General features: G+C 72.1%; 21 protein-coding genes and 1 riboswitch. Of the genes, 5 read left to right on the forward strand and 16 right to left on the reverse strand.

All coding sequences use genetic code 11. The features are described from left to right. Positions 1–6: 6 nt before the first annotated feature. Together AB0M35_RS20830 and AB0M35_RS20835 are read right to left on the reverse strand one after the other, a co-directional pair. Positions 7–411 (reverse strand): hypothetical protein, encoded by a 405-nt coding sequence (locus tag AB0M35_RS20830; protein ID WP_363747211.1) that lies wholly within the window; start codon positions 409–411, stop codon positions 7–9. Between the two features lie 169 nt (positions 412–580). Next, a complete protein-coding gene (locus AB0M35_RS20835; RefSeq protein WP_363747212.1) occupies positions 581–727 on the reverse strand; it encodes a hypothetical protein in 147 nt (48 codons plus the stop codon). 358 nt (positions 728–1085) lie between these two features. On the opposite strand from AB0M35_RS20835, the gene AB0M35_RS20840 reads away from it, so the two are divergent. Beyond that, complete coding sequence (locus tag AB0M35_RS20840) at positions 1086–1451, forward strand: STAS domain-containing protein (protein ID WP_363747213.1); 366 nt, start codon at positions 1086–1088, stop codon at positions 1449–1451. 4 nt (positions 1452–1455) lie between these two features. Here AB0M35_RS20840 and AB0M35_RS20845 read toward each other — a convergent pair whose 3' ends face one another. The 6 genes from AB0M35_RS20845 to AB0M35_RS20870 all read right to left on the reverse strand — a co-directional run bounded on the left by AB0M35_RS20845 (position 1456) and on the right by AB0M35_RS20870 (position 8967). Further along, positions 1456–2280: a 5'/3'-nucleotidase SurE gene (locus AB0M35_RS20845; protein ID WP_363747214.1), complete on the reverse strand. Its 825-nt coding sequence runs from the start codon at positions 2278–2280 to the stop codon at positions 1456–1458. Continuing rightward, on the reverse strand, positions 2277–3257 hold the full coding sequence (locus AB0M35_RS20850) for a PfkB family carbohydrate kinase (RefSeq protein WP_363747215.1): 981 nt from the start codon (positions 3255–3257) through the stop codon (positions 2277–2279). The genes AB0M35_RS20845 and AB0M35_RS20850 overlap by 4 nt, the downstream gene beginning before the upstream one ends. A 227-nt stretch (positions 3258–3484) precedes the next feature. Then, complete coding sequence (locus AB0M35_RS20855) at positions 3485–4561, reverse strand: hypothetical protein (RefSeq protein ID WP_363747216.1); 1077 nt, start codon at positions 4559–4561, stop codon at positions 3485–3487. Positions 4562–4565: 4 nt separating this feature from the next. Then, positions 4566–4699, reverse strand: a riboswitch (cyclic di-AMP (ydaO/yuaA leader). A 154-nt stretch (positions 4700–4853) separates the two neighbouring features. Continuing rightward, a complete protein-coding gene (locus tag AB0M35_RS20860) occupies positions 4854–5756 on the reverse strand; it encodes a cation diffusion facilitator family transporter (RefSeq protein ID WP_363747217.1) in 903 nt (300 codons plus the stop codon). Between the two features lie 52 nt (positions 5757–5808). Then, positions 5809–7941, reverse strand: a complete 2133-nt coding sequence (locus AB0M35_RS20865; protein ID WP_363747218.1) for a UvrD-helicase domain-containing protein — start codon at positions 7939–7941, stop codon at positions 5809–5811. A gap of 111 nt (positions 7942–8052) precedes the next feature. Next, positions 8053–8967, reverse strand: a complete 915-nt coding sequence (locus AB0M35_RS20870) for an alpha/beta hydrolase (RefSeq protein WP_363747219.1) — start codon at positions 8965–8967, stop codon at positions 8053–8055. Positions 8968–9114: 147 nt separating this feature from the next. Between AB0M35_RS20870 and AB0M35_RS20875 the strand changes: the two genes are divergently transcribed. Next, the gene (locus tag AB0M35_RS20875; protein WP_363747220.1) at positions 9115–9762 is read left to right on the forward strand and encodes a carbonic anhydrase; all 648 of its coding nucleotides are present in this window, start codon (positions 9115–9117) and stop codon (positions 9760–9762) included. A gap of 67 nt (positions 9763–9829) precedes the next feature. Here AB0M35_RS20875 and AB0M35_RS20880 read toward each other — a convergent pair whose 3' ends face one another. Continuing rightward, the gene (locus AB0M35_RS20880) at positions 9830–10159 is read right to left on the reverse strand and encodes a hypothetical protein (protein ID WP_363747221.1); all 330 of its coding nucleotides are present in this window, start codon (positions 10157–10159) and stop codon (positions 9830–9832) included. Positions 10160–10472: 313 nt separating this feature from the next. Here AB0M35_RS20880 and AB0M35_RS20885 point away from each other — a divergent pair, with 313 nt between their 5' ends. After that, positions 10473–10964, forward strand: coding sequence for a DUF3145 domain-containing protein (locus tag AB0M35_RS20885; protein ID WP_363747222.1), 492 nt, complete (start codon positions 10473–10475; stop codon positions 10962–10964). Positions 10965–11086: 122 nt separating this feature from the next. Next, positions 11087–12838, forward strand: coding sequence for a glycoside hydrolase family 3 N-terminal domain-containing protein (locus tag AB0M35_RS20890; protein WP_363747223.1), 1752 nt, complete (start codon positions 11087–11089; stop codon positions 12836–12838). Positions 12839–12900: 62 nt separating this feature from the next. Here the strand turns inward: AB0M35_RS20890 and AB0M35_RS20895 are convergent, their stop codons facing one another. The 6 genes from AB0M35_RS20895 to AB0M35_RS20920 form a co-directional block, all read right to left on the reverse strand. Next, entirely contained in the window at positions 12901–13551 is a 651-nt protein-coding gene (locus AB0M35_RS20895; RefSeq protein WP_363747224.1) for a lipoprotein, read from the reverse strand. A 172-nt stretch (positions 13552–13723) separates the two neighbouring features. Next, positions 13724–14950, reverse strand: coding sequence for a beta-ketoacyl-ACP synthase II (gene fabF / locus AB0M35_RS20900; protein WP_363747225.1), 1227 nt, complete (start codon positions 14948–14950; stop codon positions 13724–13726). A 2-nt stretch (positions 14951–14952) separates the two neighbouring features. Next, the gene (locus AB0M35_RS20905; RefSeq protein ID WP_013735281.1) at positions 14953–15192 is read right to left on the reverse strand and encodes an acyl carrier protein; all 240 of its coding nucleotides are present in this window, start codon (positions 15190–15192) and stop codon (positions 14953–14955) included. Between the two features lie 83 nt (positions 15193–15275). Beyond that, positions 15276–16220 carry a beta-ketoacyl-ACP synthase III gene (locus AB0M35_RS20910; RefSeq protein ID WP_363747226.1) on the reverse strand — a complete coding sequence of 315 codons (945 nt, stop codon included), beginning with the start codon at positions 16218–16220 and terminating at the stop codon, positions 15276–15278. Continuing rightward, on the reverse strand, positions 16217–17215 hold the full coding sequence (locus AB0M35_RS20915) for an ACP S-malonyltransferase (protein WP_363747227.1): 999 nt from the start codon (positions 17213–17215) through the stop codon (positions 16217–16219). The genes AB0M35_RS20910 and AB0M35_RS20915 overlap by 4 nt, the downstream gene beginning before the upstream one ends. 78 nt (positions 17216–17293) lie before the next feature. Beyond that, on the reverse strand, positions 17294–18577 hold the full coding sequence (locus tag AB0M35_RS20920; protein ID WP_363747228.1) for a helix-turn-helix domain-containing protein: 1284 nt from the start codon (positions 18575–18577) through the stop codon (positions 17294–17296). A gap of 132 nt (positions 18578–18709) precedes the next feature. Here AB0M35_RS20920 and AB0M35_RS20925 point away from each other — a divergent pair, with 132 nt between their 5' ends. Next, positions 18710–19075 (forward strand): hypothetical protein, encoded by a 366-nt coding sequence (locus AB0M35_RS20925; protein WP_363747229.1) that lies wholly within the window; start codon positions 18710–18712, stop codon positions 19073–19075. A 67-nt stretch (positions 19076–19142) separates the two neighbouring features. Here the strand turns inward: AB0M35_RS20925 and AB0M35_RS20930 are convergent, their stop codons facing one another. Next, a complete protein-coding gene (locus AB0M35_RS20930; RefSeq protein ID WP_363747230.1) occupies positions 19143–19793 on the reverse strand; it encodes a hypothetical protein in 651 nt (216 codons plus the stop codon). Positions 19794–20009 lie beyond the last annotated feature (216 nt).

Below are 20009 nucleotides of genomic sequence, written 5' to 3' on the forward strand. Positions count from 1 at the left end.
CTCCGGTCAGCGGTCGGTCTCGGCGGGGGAGTCGGAGCGTTCGACGTCGACGAACTCGATGTCGTCGACGGATCGGTCGTGGCTGCCGGCGGCGCGGGCGGCGGTGCCGGCGGCCCAGCCGATCGCGGCACCGACCAGTGCCGCGCTGATCAGCAAGGTCCACGGCAGGGCGGGGCGTCGACCGGCCAGGGCGTCGAAAGCCCGGGTGGCCCGACGGCGGGCCTCGTCGGCAGCCGATCCCATCAGGTCCCCGGCGTCGTCGGCCAGCCCCACCGAGCTGTGCCGGGCGGAGCGTGCGGTGTCGCGGATGTTGTCGCCCGCGGTGTGCACCGCCGACACGAGGTGGTGCCACGCGTCGTCCGCGATCCGCTCCGGCTTGCTGCGACGTTCCAGCAGGTTGGTTCCGAACATGTGGTTCCCTCCTCGACGGTGCCGAGGTCAGTATCCCGAATGAGACCTCCTCGGCGGCTTGCCCGGCGTGCGGCGGGGTGCGCCAACGAGGCTGTGCCCCGCCGCACGCCGTCGCAAACCATGACGAAGGGTCGCCGGGCGTCCGCCGTGTCGTGCCGGCGTTCGACGGTCAGCGGGACGACACCACGGCGACGGCGGACCGGGCGAAGTCGTCGTCGTCATCGTCGTCGTCATCGCCCCCGCCGCCGAAACCGCAGGCCAGCACGAGGGCGAGCAGAGCGCTGACGCCGGCCAGGGTGGCGAGTCTGCGAAGCATGTCGTCGTCCTCTCGTCGAAACGGTCAGTCGTGATGCTAGGCACATTCATCCACTCGTCGCAGCCCGGCTACCAGCGGGGCGGGTCCGCGCGACGGCGCCTCACCGTCCCGGATATCGAAAGTGTTGGCGTCGGCCCGCTACTCTGGTTCGGCGGCGTGGGCTGGCGCGCGACGCGGACTGGCGGCCAGCGCGTCGAGTGATAGGTCATGAAAAGTCCGGATAAGGGCGACTTGGGGTGGCCCTGTCCGCGAATTGCTCATCCCGAGGGGTGGCGACCGAGGCCGTTGGAGGAATACTCTCGGTCGCGGCCCGCGTACTGATGAGGCGCCCGTCGTACGGGCGAGTGGAGGTGCTCGCGTGAGCCTGTCGATCCTGCAGACGGTTCGGCCTGGTGGTGTCATCGAGATCGCCCCGCGGGGGGAGATCGACGTCGACACCGCGTACGAGGTGAAAGAAGCCATTGCCGAGGTGCTGGCCAAGGGGCGGCCGGCCCGGATCGAGCTCAACATGCGGCTGGTCACCTTCATCGACTCGGTGGGCATCAGCGCGATGGTCGCCGGCTTCCAGACCGCCGAGGTCAGTGGCGTGAAACTGGTCGTCACCGAGCCGAGCCGGTTCGTGCACCGGCAGCTCTGGGTGACCGGCCTACTCGGCCTGTTCGGTGCTCCCGAGCCGTACTACGCCGGTGCGGCCGTAACACCTGAGGTCCTTCCGGGGGCCTGACCCCTCAGCTGGCGTCAAGGCCGGACAGATCAATATCGGTCGCCTCGGTGACGGCCCGAATCGCCGTCACCGAGGCGTAACCCTCGGCGAGCAGGGCCAGGTCGGTACCGGGCTGCACCGCCTGGCCAGGCTCCTCCAGCGAGGTGCGGACGAAGCCGTGGCCGGACTCGGCGACCGTCATCTGCACCTGACCGAAGGTGGCCAGGGTGCCTCGGCGTACCCCGCGGAGCAGCTCGAACGGCAGGTCCGGCGCGTTGACGTTGAGCACGCTCGCCACCGGCCCGGTAGGCAACCTGGGCAGCAGGTCCAGTGCGACCCGGGCGGCGGTCGCCCAGTGCCGGTCGGCGTCGCGTACCCGGGCGGCTGCGGCCACCGCCGCGCCGCCGCTGGCCGCGGTCGCCTCACCGGCCGACAGGACGTCCAGCGACACGGCCATCGCCGGGCAGCCGTTCGCGGCGGCGGTGAACGCCGCGCCCACGGTGCCCGAGTGCAGCACCGCACGGCCGGCGTTGGCACCCCGATTGATTCCGGACAGCAGCACCTGCGGTGGGGGCCCGAACGCGCCGTGCACGGCGATGAGTGCGATGAAGCCGGGAGACCCGCCGACCGCGAACGCGGGCGTCCCGTCCAGTTCCGGCAGCGGGTGCTCGTGGACCACTACCCGACCGTCCTGCTCTATCGCGCTCATCGCGGCGCTGGTGCCGCTGGCCTCCTCCAACGGTGCGGCCACCACCACGTCCATACCCCGTTCGACGGCGGCCCGGGCCAGCGCGTGGATGCCGGGGGCACCGATCCCGTCGTCGTTGGTGATCACTACCCGCAGTGTCATCGGCCGCCCGCCCGGTGGGCCAGTTCGTCGGGGGTCGTGCGGTACTGCGGCCGGTTGCTCGCCGGCTCCAACTGCACCCGGTCGACCAGACCGGTGATCGAGTCGAGCCGTCCGGTGCCCAGCCCGTGACGGGTGACGTTCAGCGCGCCGGCCGCCGCGCCGGTGCGGATCGCCGTGCGCACGTCGCCGCCCTGGGCCACCACGGCGGCCACCCCGGCGGTCATCGAGTCGCCCGCTCCGCGCGGGTCGGCCGCTTCCAGCCGGGGCATCCGTACCTCGAACACCTCGCCGTCGACCAGGGCCAGCGCCGGTTTCTCGGCCCGGCTGACCACCACGTTCTCCGCGCCGGCGGTGTGCAGGTCGTAGATGGCGCGGGTGAGCTGCTCCTCCTCGTCGCCGGCGGCCCGACCGTCCGCGATCAGCTCCTCGTGGCTGACCTTGAGGAAGAACACGCCGCTGTCCAGGACGGCCGTCAGGTGTTCGCCGCTGAGGTCGACCACCACCTGGCTGCCGTTGGCGCGCAGGTCGGCGGCGAAGCGGCGGTACAGGTCGGCGGGCACCAGTGACGGGTCGTTCGGGCCGCTCAGCACGCACACCGCCGCGCGCAGCCCTTCGCTGAGCGAGAGGTTGTACAACTCGTCCAGCTCGTGCCGGCTCAGCGGCTGACCGGGCACGTCGACGACCTCCCGCCGGGTGCCTTCCCGGCGGTCGTGCACGTACCCGCCGCTGCCGCCGGAGTCGCGGGCCACGATCTTGAGGTCCACTCCCTCGCTGACCAGCAGCGGCTCCAGGACCTGCCCGACCTCGCCACCGAGCGCGGTGCAGAGCACCACGTCGACGCCGAGCGACAGCACCATCCGGGCCTGCCAGACGCCCTGCCCGCCCGGGTGCAGGTGCAACTCCGGTGCGTCGCTGGGCTGGTCGACGGTGACGGTCAGCAACGGCGTGGGCGCGAAGACCATGACGTGCCCGCTCACCGGAGCCACCCGCAGGTGCCGGATCGGGTGAGCCGTTCGATGCCCTGGCTCATGCTTGTTCCTCCCCCTCGTGGCGAAATGTCCGCTTCCGTCTATGACGGTAACCAAGGTGGCGGATTCGCGCGCGTCGACGGGTGAGCGAACTGACTTCCTTCGGCGCCGGGGGCACGAGCAACGACGCCGGGCGGGCCACCCGAAGGTGCCCACCCGGCGTCGTCGATGAGCGGTCAGTACACCGACAGATGGACGTGGTTGGTGTGGTCGCTGGACGGATCGCCGCGACCGCCGCTGTAGGACTTCCAGCCGCTGCTGGGCAGCCAGATCTGCTTGTACCAGATCACGTAGAGCACGGCGAGCCGGTCGGCGTTGTTGACGAAGTACGCCGCCAGGTTGTTGCCGTACGTCCGGTCACCGCCCGTGGCGACCCCACCGAAGCCGTTCTTCTGTGCCGCGAAGTCGCAGGCGCGGCCCTTGGGGTGTTCGCCGGAGCCGCCCGAGCGGTAGCAGGAGACGTACCTGGTGAAGCCGGCCGCCTTGGCCTGCTTGAGCGCGTGCAGCGTACGCGGGGTGATGCAGCCGTTGGCCGGGGTCGGGTCGTTGACGCTGCACGACTCGGCCGGCCACGAGCCGTCCGAGTTGCGGGGCGCGGGCTTGGCCGTCGGGCTGGAACCGCCGCTACGGGTCGGGGCGCGGTTGGCGCGTTCGGCAGCCTGGGCCCGCTCGTTGGCCACGGTCACCGCCCGCTCGGCCTGCTCCTTGCGCTTGGCCATCACCGCCACCTGCTTGCGCTGCTCCTGGACCTCCACGTCCAGGGCCTGCTTGGTCCTGCGGACCTCGTCACGGGTGGCCCGCAGCTCACCGAGGGCGCGCTCCTCGTTGGCGGCCACCGCGTCCAGCGCCGCCGCCCGGTCCATGAAGCCGGCCGGTGAGCTGCTGTTGAGCAGCGCCGACGCGGCGCCGAGCCGCCCGGTGCGGTACGCCTGCGCGGCGATCTCGGCGACCTTGGTGCCGCGCTCGGCGAGCTGGCTTTCGGTGGCGGTGAGCTGTCCGGCCAGTTGCTTCTGCCGGGTGACCGAACGGTCCAGCGCGACCTTGGCGTCGAGGTAACCCTTGCTGGCCGCTTCCAACTGGGCGCGCAGCGCCGGGGTACCGCCCTCGTCGCCGACATCGCTGGGAGCTGCCGTACGTAACCCGTGCGCCGCGGCCGGGCCGGGAACGAGCGCGACACCCACTGCGAGGGCGAGCGCCGCGCAGATCAGGGCCGCCGTTCGGGCGGCCGGTCTCACGGTTGCCACTGCTGGCATGCACATGTCCTTCCGTCAGCCGCCGACCGGGTTAGCTGACGGGTTCGGGACGGAAGATCCCTACCGCGCGTGCGCGGATGCACCCCAGGAACATGGTTCCCCGGCTCGCCCTGACGGGCGATTAGGCGGCGGCCGCCGCCGGCACCGGAGAGTGCCGCCTGGCGGAGGCCGGGTCCGAGCCTACCGGGGCTGCTGTGACCTGTGCAGCCGGTGTGACTCCTGGTGTTCGCCTGGTGACCAGTGAATCAGACATAAGCTATCAATTCCGGCCTTTGGTCGAGCTCTGGTCTCATCACCACTCGACCGCACCGCAGACCCCCGGTTCGATCTGCAAGGTGGCGTGCTCGATGTGGAACTCCTCCCGCAGGGCCGCGCGGGCCGCTGCCAGCACCCCGCCCACATCGGCGCCGGGTGTCATGGTCAGGTGGGCCGAGGCGACGTCCATGCCGGAGGTGAGCGTCCACACGTGCAGGTCGTGGACGCCGGCAACGCCGGGCACCGAGGCCAGGCGGTCGTGCACGGCGGTCACCTGAAGGTGTTCCGGGGCCGCCTGCACCAGGATGCGCAGCGCCGCCCGGCCCAGACGCCAGGTCCGAGGCAGGATGAACAGGCCGATCGCGACCGCCACCAGCGGATCCGCCCACCACCAGTCGGTCAGCGCGATCAGCGTCGCCGCCCCGATCACGCCCAGTGAGCCGAGCAGGTCGCCCAGCACCTCCAGGTACGCCCCGCGCAGGTTGATGCTCTCCTGGGCGCCGGGACGCAACAGCGCGAACGCGACGACGTTGGCGAGCAGGCCGAGCACCGCCACGACCAGCACCGGGCCGGCCAGCACCTCGGGTGGATCGCCGAATCGCCGGACCGCCTCGACCAGCACGTACACCGCGACACCGGAGAGCAGGACGGCGTTGGCCAGCGCGGCCAGCACCTCCAGGCGGTAGAGCCCGAAGGTGCGCTGTGGGTCGCTGCGGGCCCGGCGGGTCGCCGCGACGGCCGCGAGGGCCATCCCGATGCCCAGCACGTCGGTGAACATGTGCCCGGCGTCGGAGAGCAGAGCCAACGAGCCGGTGCGGAGCGCTGTCACCGCCTCGACCACCATCAGGACGCTGAGCAGTACGAACGCCGCCTGGAGTCGGCCGAAATGGCGGTGTGCGGCGTGTGACACCGCAGCCTGATGGTCATGACCCGCGCCCACGCAGTCACCATCCGCCGTCCGGCCGGTCGGAGTCAGAACTATGCCAACATCGCTATGTTTTCGTGGGCGGCTCGTCGGCCACGTCGACCGTGGTCAGCCGTTGCGTGGCCCGGGACAACGCGACGTAGAGCGTACGCACGCCGGAGTCGGGCACGGCGCGGATCTCACTCGGCGCGACAAGCACCACCCCGTCGTACTCCATGCCCTTGGCCTCCAGGCTGGTCACCACCTGAAGACGTTCGCCACCGAGGCCGCCGAGCCAGCCCGACACCTCGTCCCGTCGGGGCACCGGAGTGATCACCCCGACGGTGCCCTCGACCTCGCCGAGCAGGGTGTTCGCGGCCGACACCACGCTCGCTGCCAGTTCGGCGGCCGGCACCACCAGCCGAATCGGGTCGACTCCGGTGGAGCGGACGGCTGTGGGCAGCGGAAGGTCCGGGTACACCCGGCGGATCTCGTCGGCCGCCACCGCGAAGATCTCCGCCGAGTTGCGGTAGTTGGTGGTGAGGGCGAACCGGTGCCGCGTGCGCCGACCCAGGGCCTGGTCCCGGGCACGGGTCAGCTCCTGCGGATCTCCCGTCCAGGCGGTCTGCGCCGGGTCACCCACCACCGTCCAGGAGGCCAGCCGGCCCCGCCGGCCGATCATCCGCCATTGCATCGGCGAGACGTCCTGCGACTCGTCGACCACCACATGGGCGTAGTCCCGGTAGTCCTCCGGGCGTTCGCGGGCGGCCTGCCGGGCGGCCCGCTGCCGATCGGCGAAGGTGCTCAACTCCCGCACCCCGCCGGCCAGCTGGAACGGGTCCCGCTTGGGCCGGGCCGGGCGCATCGGCTTGCCGAGCAGGGTGTCCAGTTCGTCGAGCAGTGCGGCGTCGGCGACGGACGGGCCGTCGGTGGCCAGCCCCCGGTACGACTGGCTCAGCAGTCGGATCTCCGCGCCGGACAGAATGCCGGCGGCGTACCGGCGCAGTCGCTCGTGATCGGCCAGCCAGCCGAGTACGTGCCGGGGATGCAGCCGGGGCCACCAGGCCTTGAGGAAGTCCCGGAAGTCGGTACGGTCGATCAGTTCGTCCTCGAAGGCGCGCTGCTCGGGCAGCCCCGAGATGCCCAGTCGGCGGGCCTGCGCCCAGAGCGCGGCGAGTACGCCGTCGAAGCCGGCCCGGCGTACCTCGTTGCGTCGGGCGCCCCGGGGCAGCGCGCGGTTCCAGACGGCGTCCAACTCGGCCCGGTCCAAGCGGAGCAGCTGTCCCCGGTACAGCAGACGCAACTCGCTCGGGGCGCCCGGCGCGGTGTCCCGGGCGGCGCGTTCCAGGACCCGACGCATCCGCAGCGATCCCTTGATCGTGGCCACCCGGGGCGGGTCGGTCCGGGTGGCGGACAGGCCGGGGAAGAGGCTGCCCAGCGAGCGCAGGGTGGCGGTGTCCTCGCCCAGCGACGGCAGCACCGAGGCGATGTAGGAGACGAAGACCGAGGAGGGGCCGACGACCAGGATGCCGCCCCCGGCGTACCGGCTGCGTTCGGCGTAGAGCAGATACGCGGCACGGTGCAACGCCACCGCCGTCTTGCCGGTGCCCGGACCACCGGAGACGAGCGTGACCCCGGAACTGGGGGAGCGGATCGCCTCGTCCTGTTCACGCTGGATGGTGGCGACGATGTCGCGCATGCCCCGGCCGGTGGTACGGGACAGGGTGGCCAGCAGTGCGCCGTCGCCCACCACCGGCATCTCCGGCGGCGCGGCGTCCGGGTCGAGCAGGTCGTCCTCGATCCGGGTGACCCGCTCGCCGCTGGACTGGATCGTCCGGCGCCGCACCACCCCGAGCGGCTCGGCGGGAGTCGCCTGGTAGAACGCGGCGGCAGCGGGGGCGCGCCAGTCGACCACCAGCGTGCTGGCGTCCTCGTCGCGGATGCCGAGCCGCCCGACGTGGAGCACCTGCCCGTCACGCAGGTCGAGCCGGCCGAAGACCAGCCCTTCGTATTCGGCGTCGAGTAGGTGACGTCGTTGCGCGGCGTGGAAGACCATCGCGTCGCGTTCGACCAGTGCGCCGAAGTTGCCGACCCGGGCCAGCCGGTAGCCGTCCCGTTCCGCGCGGACCGCCGCGCGCCGCAACTCGGCCAGTCGTGCGTACACCCGGTCGAGATGCCGTTGCTCGACGGCGATCTCCTGATCCAGGGTGCTCTGATCCACCGCTCGTGCTCCTCGTCCCGCCGCCCGGCCAACCGCACGAGATTACGCCCCGCCGCCCACGTGCAAGGAAGGGCACCTTGTTAACGCCTCAGGTAGAGCAGGGGCCCCTTGTTAACAACCGTGGACGGGACTGGCGTCGAGGACCCGGCGCAGCACGCCGGACAGGGCGGTGTTCACCTCCTCGGGGCGTTCCATCATCAGCATGTGACCGGCACCGGGACAGACGACCAACTCGGTGGCGGGCAGCACCTCGGCGATCGACTCCGCGCACGGCGGTGGGGTGAGCCGGTCCCGGTCGCCGACCAGGGCCGCGGCCGGCAGGTGGGCCAGCGCGGCGAGCGTCTCCAGCCGGTGCTGGGCGCCGATCGACGCCCGGAACCCGCCGATCGAGCGCAGCGAGGCGCGCGCCACCGCCGAGGTGACCAGGCGAATGTCCGCCGGATCACAACGCTCACCGAAGAGCATCCAACGGATGCTGGGCCGCAGGGCACGCAGCAGGGCCCGGGGCGGACGCCACGAACCGCACCGGGCCAACACCCCGGCGCCGGTGGTTTCGGCCAGCCGGATGATCCGGGCGATTCGGGGCGACAGGCCGTAGACGGTGTGCGTGTGCCCCTCGGCGGTGGTGGAGACGAAGACCAGGCCGGCGGTACGTCGCGCGAAGTGCTCGGGATGACGGTGGGCGTACTCCATGATCGTCATGCCGCCCATCGAGTGACCGACCAGCACCACCTGGCCGGTGGGAGCGGTGCTGTCCAGCACCGCTGCCAGGTCGTCGCCGAGCTGGGCCAGCGTGGCCGTGGGCAGGGCCATGCAACTGGACCGGCCGTGCCCGCGCGCGTCGTAGGTGACCACCCGCACCGACGGGTACGTCTCCCGCAGGGCCGCCACCTGCCGATGCCAGCTGCGCCCGTCCAACGTCCAGCCGTGCAGCAGCACCGCGGTGACCTCGGCGTCCGCCGGTCCGCTGGTTTCCACGTGCAGGCGTACGTCGTCAGGAATCCGTACCTCGACCCGATCTGGCATCGCCACCTCCCCACGGGCGCGAACGCGTAGCACCGGGGATACCCGGTGGTAACACCGGCTACCCGTCATGACACCACGCGAACCGCGATGTTGAGAAGATTCCTAACCGGCCCCCTGCCCAGGTGGCGGGGGGTCAAGCTGGGTGACATGGCAGTGTCGCGGGCATCGCCCACCAGGTCCGCGCCGGCCGACCGGGCACCCGGCGGCAGCCCTCGCACCGCGCTGGCCGAATTGCTCGCGGGAAACCGGCGCTTCGTCAGCGGACAGCCGGTGCACGGGCACGACGTGAGCGCGGCGGCCGCGAGTGCCTCGGGTGACCAGCAACCGTACGCCGTACTGCTGGGCTGCATCGACTCGCGCGTCCCGCTGGAGGCGATCTTCGACCAGACCTTCGGTTCGATCTGTGTGATCCGCACCGGTGGGCACGTGCTGGACCGGGCTGTGCTCGGCTCGATCGAGTACGTGGTCGAGGTGCTGGGCGTACCGCTGGTGATGGTGCTGGGGCACGAGCGCTGCGGCGCGGTCGACGCCACGGTGGAGGCGTTGCGGACCGGTCGGCGACCTCCGGGCGCCCTGGCCCATCTGGTCGACCGGATCGCCCCTGCGGTGACGGAGGTGGGGCGCGACGATCCGCAGATCCGGCCGTTGGCGATCCGCCGGCACGTCCGGCGTACGGTGGCCGCGCTGCGCGCCGACCCGCTGCTGGCCGAGCCCGTCGCCGCGGGGCGGGTGGCGGTGGCCGGCGCGATATACGACCTCGCCACCGGCGAGGTGACCCTGCTCGAGCCGCCCTGACCCGCTGTCGACGAAACGCCCGCCGGGAAGAACCCGACGGGCGTTCGTGATGCTGCGTACGGCTGGCTCAGCCCTCGAAGACGCCGGCCTCGACCAGGCGCTTCTCGGTGGCGTCCCAGCCGTCACCCGGGTGGGTGGCGTTGAGGCTGTTGATCTCCGCCCGGATCTTGGTGGCGTGGCCGGCGGCGGCCAGCACCCGGATCTCCTCGATGAAGGCCTCGGAGTCGGTGCGCAGGTGCGCGGTCTTGCCGTTGGTCAGGTTCCGCACGTAGGCGTGCTTGCCGCCGTTGAGCGGGATGAGGTACTTGAACTCGCCCAGCACGCTGAGTGCGCCACCCTGGCCAGCCTGGCCGGCCCGGACTGACGCGCGCGCGGTCTTAGAGGTGTTGCTCGCCACGGAGGTACTCCTTGCAAGACGTACGGAGGACGGAAAGTCCGGGGGCTGTTTGCGGGTGGCACCCGATTGGGTGATCCCGCGAAAGGCTTACGCGGCACAGGCCGCCGATGGAACTGTACACGACCCACGATCCCGACTGGTCATCGCGGCGTCATGAGGGGGAACGGCGGTCACCTGTCCGGGTATTCCGACCGGCGGATTTGTCGATTCCCTGGCGTACCATCCGTCACAGCAGTCATCATGTGTGGCAACAACGCACCCGGGTTCGGCGAGGTCGTAGGGGAAGACGCACCTCGCTCTCCGGGAGGTCATCGTGCCAACGCGTGGCGTCGTATACGTCCATTCGACCCCGCTCGCCGTGTGCTCACACGTCGAGTGGGCGATCGCGCGCGTCCTTGCCGCGCCGGTCAACCTGCAATGGACTGCCCAGCCCGTCGATCCCGGCGCCCGCCGGGCCGAATGCGGCTGGTCCGGTCGCCCGGGGACGGGCGCCGAACTGGCTGCTGCCCTCCGGCAGTGGCCCATGATCCGTTTCGAGGTCACCGAGGAACCCAGTCCGGGCGCCGACGGTGAACGTTTCATGTACGTCCCCGGCCGAGGGCTGTTCCGGGCCACCGTGGGTGCTGCCGGTGACATCCAACTCGGCGAGGATCGGCTGCGTAGCCTCATGGCCGCCGCACGGGCACCCGAAGCTCTCGCGCACGCCCTCGACAAGGCGCTCGGCAGTGCCTGGGACGCCGAACTGGAGCCGTACCGCTATGCCGGTGACGGCGCCCCGGTGACGCTGCTCACCCGGGTCGGCTGAACATCGCCTGATCGCCCTGGGTGTGCCGCCCCCGATCGCCCCGTGTGCTCACCGCCCGGGGCGGTCGGCCGTCACGCGATCGCCATCCAGCCGAGTTGCCCGATACCGGGTGAGCTGGTGGGATGGGCCGCGTGTCGACTACCCCTCGGCGTGTCGTCGCCGTGCTCGTCGCCGTGACCATGCTGCTGGCCTCCGGTTGCTCGGCCGCCGGGCAGCGTCCCGGATCGGTTCCGTCGTCCGGCCCGGCCGAGCCGGCGCCACCGACCGCTCCGGCCGAGCCTCCGTCGAGCGCCGCGCCGGACGACCCCGCCACCCTGGCCGCCGCGCTGGTCGCCGAACTCGCCGACGAGGACCTGGTCGGCCAGGTGCTCATGCCGTACGCGTACGGCGACCGGGCGACGAAGGTGTCGGCCGGCTCGGCGGCCGGCAACCGGGCCCTCGCCGGGGTGGACACTCCGGCGGAGATGGTCGAGAAGTATCGGCTCGGTGGGCTGATCCTGGTCGGTTTCAGCGCGGACGATCCCACCCAGGGCAACCAGCCGACCACCAACGTCGACAACCCGAAGCAGGTTCGGGCGTTGACCACCGGGCTGCGCGAGGCCGCCGGGAAGTTGGCCGCCGGTCCGGCTCCCCTGCTCATCGGCATCGACCAGGAGTTCGGCGTGGTGACCCGGGTCACCGAGGGGGTGACCATGCTGCCCAGCGCACTGGCCGCCGGGGCTGCCGGCGACGCCGCCCTGACCGAGGCGGCCTGGCGGGCCGCCGGCACCGAACTGGCGGCGATGGGAATCAACGTCGACTTCGCACCGGTCGCCGACGTGTTGGTCACCCGCAGCGCGGTGATCGGGTCCCGGTCCTTCGGCGCGGACCCGCAGCGCGCCGGGCAGCAGGTCGGTGGGGCGGTACGCGGACTGCAAGCCGCCGGGGTGGCGGCCACGGTGAAACACTTCCCCGGGCACGGACACAGCGCCGACGACTCCCACCAGGATCTGCCCGTGCTCGGCCAGTCCCGCAAGAAGTTGGCGGCGCAGGCCTGGCCGCCGTTCACCGCCGGCATCGAGGCCGGTGCGCTGGCCGTCATGTCCGCCCACCTCGACGTCCGCTCGGTCGACCCCGGCGTGCCGGCCACCTTCTCGTACAAGCTGCTCACCGAGGTGCTGCGTGGCGAACTCGGCTTCCAGGGTGTGGTGATCACCGACGGCATGAACATGCCACCCGCGCGCCGCTGGGGGCCGGGGGAGGCCGCCGTACGCGCCCTGAAGGCCGGCAACGACCTGATCCTCATGCCGCCGAACGTGAGCCAGGCGTACGACGGGCTGCTGGCGGCGCTGCGGGACGGCTCGTTGCCCCGGGCGCGACTGGTGGAGGCGGTCACCCGGGTGCTGACCATGAAGTTCAGCCTGTCCGGCGCGCCGACGCCGGAGTTGTCGACGCTGGCCACCCCGGCGCACCGCGCGGCGGCACGGGCGTTGGCCGCCGCCGCGGTGACCGTGCTGCGCGGTCGGTGCGACTCGGTCGCGCTGCGCGGACCGGTCACCGTCACCTCCTCCGACGGCCGGGCGCACACCCGGGCCGCGCTGACCGAGGCGCTGACCGAGGCCGGGGTGCAGGTGGTGCCCAGCGGCGGCAAGATCGTCCACCTGGTCGGGTACGGCGACCGCGCCGGGGACCTGCGGGCCGACGCGGCGGTCACCGTCGCCATGGACACCCCGTACGTGCTGGCTCAGGCGAAGTCACCGACTCTGCTGGCCACGTACTCGTCGAGTCTGGCCTCGATGACCGCGCTTGCCGACGTGCTGGCTGGTAAGGCCGTTCCGGCGGGGCGTTCCCCGGTCAAGGTGTCCGGACTGCCCGCCACCACCTGCGCCGGCTGACGCCACGGTCAGGACGGGCGCCACGGTCTGGACGGGCTCGGCGGTCCGGGCGGGTGCTGCGGTCAGGGCGCTGCGGTCAGCGTGGCGCGGGCCAGCCGGTACGCGGGCAGCACGTCGAGTGGGTCACCGAAGCTCGTGCTGCTGGCTTCCAACAGCACCGTCGCCGCGCCGGTCCGGACCGCCAGCGCCCACTCCCGGACGTCCTCGTCGAGCAACTCCCGATGGCTCAACCAACTCGCCTCGACCACGTCGAGGCCGCCGACGCGGGTCTGGCGGTACTGCGGATCGGTCACCTTCCCGTCGGCAGCGACGAACGCCTCCAACGTCTGCCGGGGCGGGACGTCCGCGTCGTCGGCCGTCCACACCCGCAGAAAGCCCGACGCGACCGCGCGGCCGTCCACCTCGCAGCGCACGGTCGAGCCGCCGCGTCGGGTCAACGCCTCGGCCACGGCGGCGGCCACCTCGTCGTCGGGGTCGGCGGTCTTGATCTCTTCTGCCTGCCACCCGTCGGCCAGTTCGAACGTCACCGGCAGCGGACAGGGCGCACCGGCGCCGACCTTCCCGCTCGCCGTGGCCGAGGTCACCTCGTCATGCCACGGCGCACCCGTCGCGCCAGCGCCGGGCTGCTCGCCGGTGTCGGTCTGCTCACCGCCGCCGCAGCCGGCGACCAGCCCGATGGCCAGCGCCGCCAACGCGAGCCGGGATCGTCCCACGATGTCCACTCCCCGTTGTTGATCTATCAAAGCGCTCAGCAAAGCGAAAACGGGGGTCGCCGTCAAATCCGTCAGCGCTGCGGCATACCGGGGCGGGGAGCACGCCGGGGCGGGCAGACACGAAACCCCTGCCGTCGCCACGACAGCGACGGCAGGGGTGACGGTCGGACGGTCAGACGCGGGTGAAGACCAGCGCCACGTTGTGGCCGCCGAAGCCGAACGAATTGTTCAAAGCCGCGTCGATCGTCATCTCGCGTGCCTTGTTGGCGACCACGTCCAGGTCGAGGCCGTCGTCCGGGTCGTCCAGGTTGATCGTCGGCGGCACCATGCTGTCGCGGATCGCCAGGATCGTCGCGATCGACTCCAGCGCGCCGGCGGCACCGAGCAGATGTCCGGACATGGACTTGGTGGCGGTCAGCACCGGGTGGTCGCCCAGCGCCTGGTGCAGCGCCTTGATCTCGGCCAGGTCGCCCACCGGCGTCGACGTGGCGTGCGCATTGACGTGCACGATGTCCGACTTCGCGACGTCCGCGTCGGCGATCGCCTTCTCGATGGCCCGGATCGCCCCGGCACCCTCCGGGTGCGGCTGGACGATGTCGTAGCCGTCGGAGGTGATGCCGGAGCCGGCCAGCCGTGCGTACACCCGGGCGCCCCGGGCGGCGGCGTGCTCGGCGCGTTCCAGCACCACGATGCCGGCACCCTCGCCGAGGACGAATCCGTCCCGGCCCTTGTCCCACGGCCGGGAGGCCTGCTGCGGCTCGTCGTTGCGGGTCGACATGGCCCGCATCGAGGCGAAACCGGCGATCGGCAGCGGATGGATGACCGCCTCGGTGCCGCCGGCCACCACCACGTCGGCGCGGCCGGCCCGGATCATGTCCAGGCCCAGCGCGATCGCCTCCGCGCCGGTGGCGCAGGCACTGGCCACCGAGTGCACGCCCGCCTGGGCGCCGAGTTCCAACCCCACCCAGGCGGCCGGGCCGTTGGGCATCAGCATGGGCACGGTGTGCGGGGAGACCCGGCGAGGGCCGGAGGCTTCCAGGATGTCGTCCTGGGCGAGCAGGGTGACGGCGCCACCGATGCCGGAGCCGATGCTGACCCCCAGCCGCTCGGGGTCGAGCGGGGCGTCGGCCAGGCCGGCGTCCGCCCAGGCCTGATGGGCGGCGATCAGGGCGATCGCCTCGGAACGGTCCAGCCGACGCAGCTTCACCCGGTCCAGCACGGTGGCCGGATCGACCGCGAGCTGGGCGGCGATCCGGACCGGCAACTGCTCGGCCCACTCCTGGGTGAGGGCACTCACCCCGGAGCGGCCGTTGAGCATGGCGTCCCAGGTCGACGCGACGTCCCCGCCCAGCGGGGTGGTCGCGCCGAGCCCGGTGACGACGACGTCGGAGCGACTCATGATCAGGACTGCGCCTCGATGTAGCTGACGGCGTCCCCGACGGTCTTGAGGTTCTGCACCTCGTTGTCCGGGATCTTGACGCCGAACTTCTCCTCGGCCGCCACCACGACCTCCACCATGGAGAGCGAGTCGACGTCCAGGTCGTCAGTGAAGGACTTCCCCTCGGCCACGTCGTCCGGGCTCACCCCGGCAACCTCTTCGAGGATCTCGGCGAGGCCGGCGGTGATCTCGTCACGGGTCATTGCGGTGGGTTCCTCTCATCGGGTTCTCTCGGCGGCGGCGACGCCACCGCCTCGCTCCTCGGCGACGACGCGCCGAGGGGGTATCAGGGGCAGCGGACGACCTGACCGGCGTAGGTCAGACCGCCGCCGAAGCCGAACAGCAACACCGGTGCGCCAGAAGGCACCTCGCGGCGCTCGACCAGCTTCGACAGGGCCAGCGGGATGCTGGCCGCAGAGGTGTTTCCGGACTCGACGAGATCCTTGGCGATGATCGCCTGCGGGATGTTCAACCGCTTGGCGATGCCGTCGATGATCCGGGTGTTGGCCTGGTGCGGCACGAAGGCGGCCAGCTCGGAGGGGTCGACCCCGGCCCGCTCGCACGCCTGCAACGCCAGCGGCGCCAGCGCCGTGGTGGCCCACCGGAACACCGTCTGGCCCTCCTGGGCGACGTACGGGCGCCAGCCCTCGATGCGTACCGCGTCACCGCGCTCGGGCACCGAACCCCAGATCACCGGGCCCACACCGGGCGCTTCGCCCTCGGCCGTGGCGGTGACCACCGCGGCGCCCGCGCCGTCACCGAAGATGATGCAGGTGGAGCGGTCGGTCCAGTCGGTGAACTCGGAGAGTTTCTCGGCGCCGATCACGATGGCGTTGCGGCTGGCACCGGCGCGGATGGCGTGGTCGACGGTGCCGAGTGCGTACGCGAAGCCGGAGCAGGCGGTGTTGACGTCGAACGCGCCCGGGGCGCTGATGCCCAGCTTGGCGGCGACCCGGCAGGCCACGTTCGGGCTGCGGTCGACCGAGGTGCAGGTGGCGACCACGATCAGATCGATGTCGGCGGCAGTCAGGCCGGAGTTCGCCAGGGCCTTGTCGGCCGCGGCGGCGGCCATGTCGGCGACCGTCTCGTCACCGGCGATGCGCCGGCTGACGATGCCGACCCGGTCGCGGATCCACTCGTCGTTGGTCTCCACCAGCTGGGCGATGTCGTCGTTGGTCACCACCCGGGACGGCTGGTAGTGGCCCAGCGAGATGATTCTGCTGCCGGTCATGCCGAGCCCTCCCTGCGGTCGGTCTCGACGCGAGACCCGTTCGAATCGAGCCGGGTGCTCGGCTCCTGGCTGGCGGTCGTGCCGTGCCGGGCGATCAGGTCGCGGGCGGCGGGCAGGTCGTCCGGGGTGTTCAGGGTGACGATCTCCGGAACGCCGGTGCTCTTGAGTTCCCGTTTCACCAGGCCGGCGAGGGTGCCGGCCGGCGGCAGTTCGATCACTGCGGTCACGCCGAGTTCGGCGAGCGTGGCCATGCAGAGGTCCCAGCGAACCGGGGTGGTGACCTGGCGGACCAGCCGTTGCAGGACCTCCCGGCCGTCGTCGACCGGCGCGCCGTCGAGGTTGGACAACAGGATCCGGGTCGGGTCGCTCGGGGTGATGCCGTCGGCGGCCGTGGCCAGCGCGGCCTCCGCCGGTGCCATGTACGGGGTGTGGAAGGCGCCGGCCACCTGAAGGCGGATGATCCGGACCCGGCCCGGCGGCTCGGCGGCGAGCTTCTCCAACCCGGAGACCGCGCCGGCGGCCACGATCTGGCCACCGCCGTTGCGGTTCGCGGCGTGCAGGCCGTGTCCGTTGACCGCGGCGACCACCTCGTCCGGGTCGCCACCGAGTACGGCGGCCATGCCGGTCGGCTCCAGCGCGCAGGCGGCGGCCATTTCCCGGCCGCGTACGCCGGCCAGGGTGATCGCCGCCTCGGTCGGCAGCGCGCCGGCCAGTGCCGCCGCACCGAGTTCACCGACGCTGTGTCCGGCGGTGAGGGCCACCTCGGACAGCGGCAGCTGCTCGGCGGCGAGCAGGGCGGCGGCCACCAGCAGCGGCTGGGTGCGGGCGGTGTCCCGGATCTCGTCGGCGTCGGCCTCGGTGCCCAGCCGCACCAGATCGACGCCGGCCAGCGCCGACCACCCGCGCAGCCGGGCTTCGGCGCCGGTCAGGTCGAGCCAGGGGGTGAGGAAGCCGGGTTTCTGAGAACCCTGGCCGGGGCAGAGTACGGCGAGCACGTGTATGACTCTCCCGGATACCTACGCGTTGCGCTGTGCCGACTGGCACCAAACCGCACTAGGACCTTTGGAGGAATCCTACAAAGATTGGCGATGATCGTCACTCGCCTGTGATCTTTTACCGGACGGCGGGGGTAATGTCTGGGTCGGTACCACCGGGTCCAGCCGGCCCACCGTGAGCGCGACCCGCAGGGCGAAGGCGTCCCGGGGCATCAGCGGACTGAAGCCGGTGACGTCGGAGATCCGCCGTAGCCGGTAACGCACCGTGTTCGGGTGTACGTACAGCGCCCGGGCGGCGCTCTCCAACGTACCGCCCGCCGCGAAGAAGGCGTCCAGCGTCTCCAACAGCTCACCACCGGCCCGCGCCAGCGTGGCGTACACGTCGTGTCGCAGCCGCCGACGTGCCTCCGCGTCACCGGCCAGGGCCCGCTCCGGCAACAGGTCGCCGGCGTGGACCGGCCGGGGTGCGGCCGGCCAGGCCGGGGCCGCGCGGTAACCGGCCAGGGCCGCCCGCGCCGACTCGGTGGCCTCGTCCAGGCTCGGCACCGCCGGGCCGACCACCACCGGTCCCGGACCGAACGCGGTCAGCAGCTTGCCGGTGGCCGCGACCGGTTCGGCTGCCCCGCCGAGCACGATCACCAGCCGGTCGCCGTGCACGCCGCCGATCACCTCCACGCCGATGCGCCGGGCCTGCCGGTAGACGTTGTGCAGTACGGCGGCGACCTCACCGCCGGGCGAGGTGCCCACCGCCACCGCCACCGGCGGCGCGTCCGTCCAGCCGAGGGCGGCGGCCCGACTGGCCAGTACGTCCGGGGAGTCACCGCGTAACAGCGCGTCCACCAGCAGTGCCTGCAACCGCGCGTCCCACGAGCCACGGGACTCGGCGGCCCGCGCGTAGACCCGGGCGGCGGCGAAGGCGATCTCCCGGGAGAAGCGCAGCACCGCCTCGCGCAGCTGCGGCTCCTCGCCCGGGGCGGCGAGCTCGCTGACCTGCTCCTCGACCACGTCGATGGTGACCTTGATCAGTGCGACGGTCTGCTGGAGGGTGATGGAGCGGGCCAGCGCCTGGGGGGCGGTGGCGAACACCTCGTCGGAGACCTCCTGGGTGCCCTCGCCGGCACCGCCGCCGGAACAGAGCCACTGCACCAGGGAACGGACGCCGGCCTGGGCCACCAGCATGACCCAGGAGCGCTGGTCGGCCGGCAGCCCCCGGAACCAGGGCAGCGTCTCGTCCATCCGAGCCACGCTGGCGGTGGCCAGGGCACCGGCCGCGCGTTCGATCCGGCGCAGCGTGGCCGACAACTCCGTCCCGCCCGATTCGCTCACCCGCCTAGCCTGACACGCCCTGAACTGGACCTCCACGGCAGCCGCCGGTGGGTCAGCGCCCGCCTCGACCCGGTACGCGGTGCGTGGCGCGTCAGGACCGGCCAGTACGGTGTCAGAGCACGTCGGGTGGGCACCGACGGGTGAGGGCGAGAGCGTGAGGAGAGGCCGATGGCGCAGGGGGACGCCGAACACGGCTGCGCCCAGGAGGAGCCGAGCCGACCGGGCGCTCACGAACAGCCGGCCACCGCCAAGCACCACCACCGCCGGCCGACCGGCCTCACTCAGCCGGCCGAGGCGCACACCGGCCGGACACCCGAGCGTTGCGACGAGGAGCCGACGGCGGCACGACCCGGCCCGGCCGAGCCGGTGGTGCCCCGCCAGCGGGCCGCCGAGCCGCCGGTCGAACCGCTCGAACCGGATGCCCCGGGTTGCCTCAGCGAGCGACCCGGCTGGGCCGGCGCCCACCGGCACGGCCCGGTCCGCCCGGCACGCCGCAACGCCCGGCGGGAGCGTCCGCCGAGGCGTTGGTGCTGAGCGCGCCCCGACGAAGGTCCGGCGCAGCCCTGCGGCTCGACCTCGCCGTTCTCGGCTGAGCTGACGGTCAGCGGGTTCGGCGGCGGATCAGCAAGGCGATCCCGGCGAGCCCGAGGGTGATCACGAGGACCACCGCGACGTTCAGCAGCAGGAGCCGGCGCAGGTCGCCGAACGCCTCGTTGATGTCCTGCGCCGGGTTGAGCGCGTCCTCCGGGATGATCCGTTCGCCTCCGCCGATGCCGCCGCTGACCGCCTCGTACGTGCGCTCCAGCGGCACGCCGGCGGTGCGCAGCGTCTCGGACATGCTGACCCGGCCGAGGAACCAGGCCGCGCTGGTCTTGCGCGAGTCCGGCTGCTTGGCCGGTCGGAAGACCCGGGGCCCGCCCACGGCCTTCGGGTAGAGGTCGTACGTCTGCTTGGGAACATCGCCGGCCAGCACCACGACCGTGTACTTCGGACCGAGGCCGGCCTTCTTCGGGCTGCTCGGCTGGCGGACCAGCGCGTTGGCGCTGACCTGGTCGACGATGGCCTTGACGTGCTCGGGATGCTGCTCGGCGCGTAGTCGCAACGGCTCGGCGAGACCGTGCCCGGTGATGTCCACCCCGGCCGGCGGCGACTTCGGCGCCGCCTTCGCCGGCTCGACGACGACGAAGGACAGCAGAATCGCCGCCAACCCGCCCACCGTCAGTACGGCCAGTCGCCTCATCCGTCGGACCATGCCGCCTCCTCGCCCCGTTCGATGGGTGGCTCTGCTGCAGGAGTCACGTGCCGGAAACTGACGGCGGTGACCGTGCCCACAGGACGGGTACCCACCTCAAAGACTCCGCCGAACGTCGATCGGTTGCAGCTGATGGAACACTAATTGGAACTATCTGCGATCTCGACTCGGCAAGGTAGCGGCCGTGGACCAGTGGCGGACTTACCTGTGCCGGGG

Source organism: Micromonospora sp. NPDC051196, from assembly GCF_040682415.1.
Taxonomy (GTDB): Bacteria; Actinomycetota; Actinomycetes; order Mycobacteriales; family Micromonosporaceae; genus Micromonospora.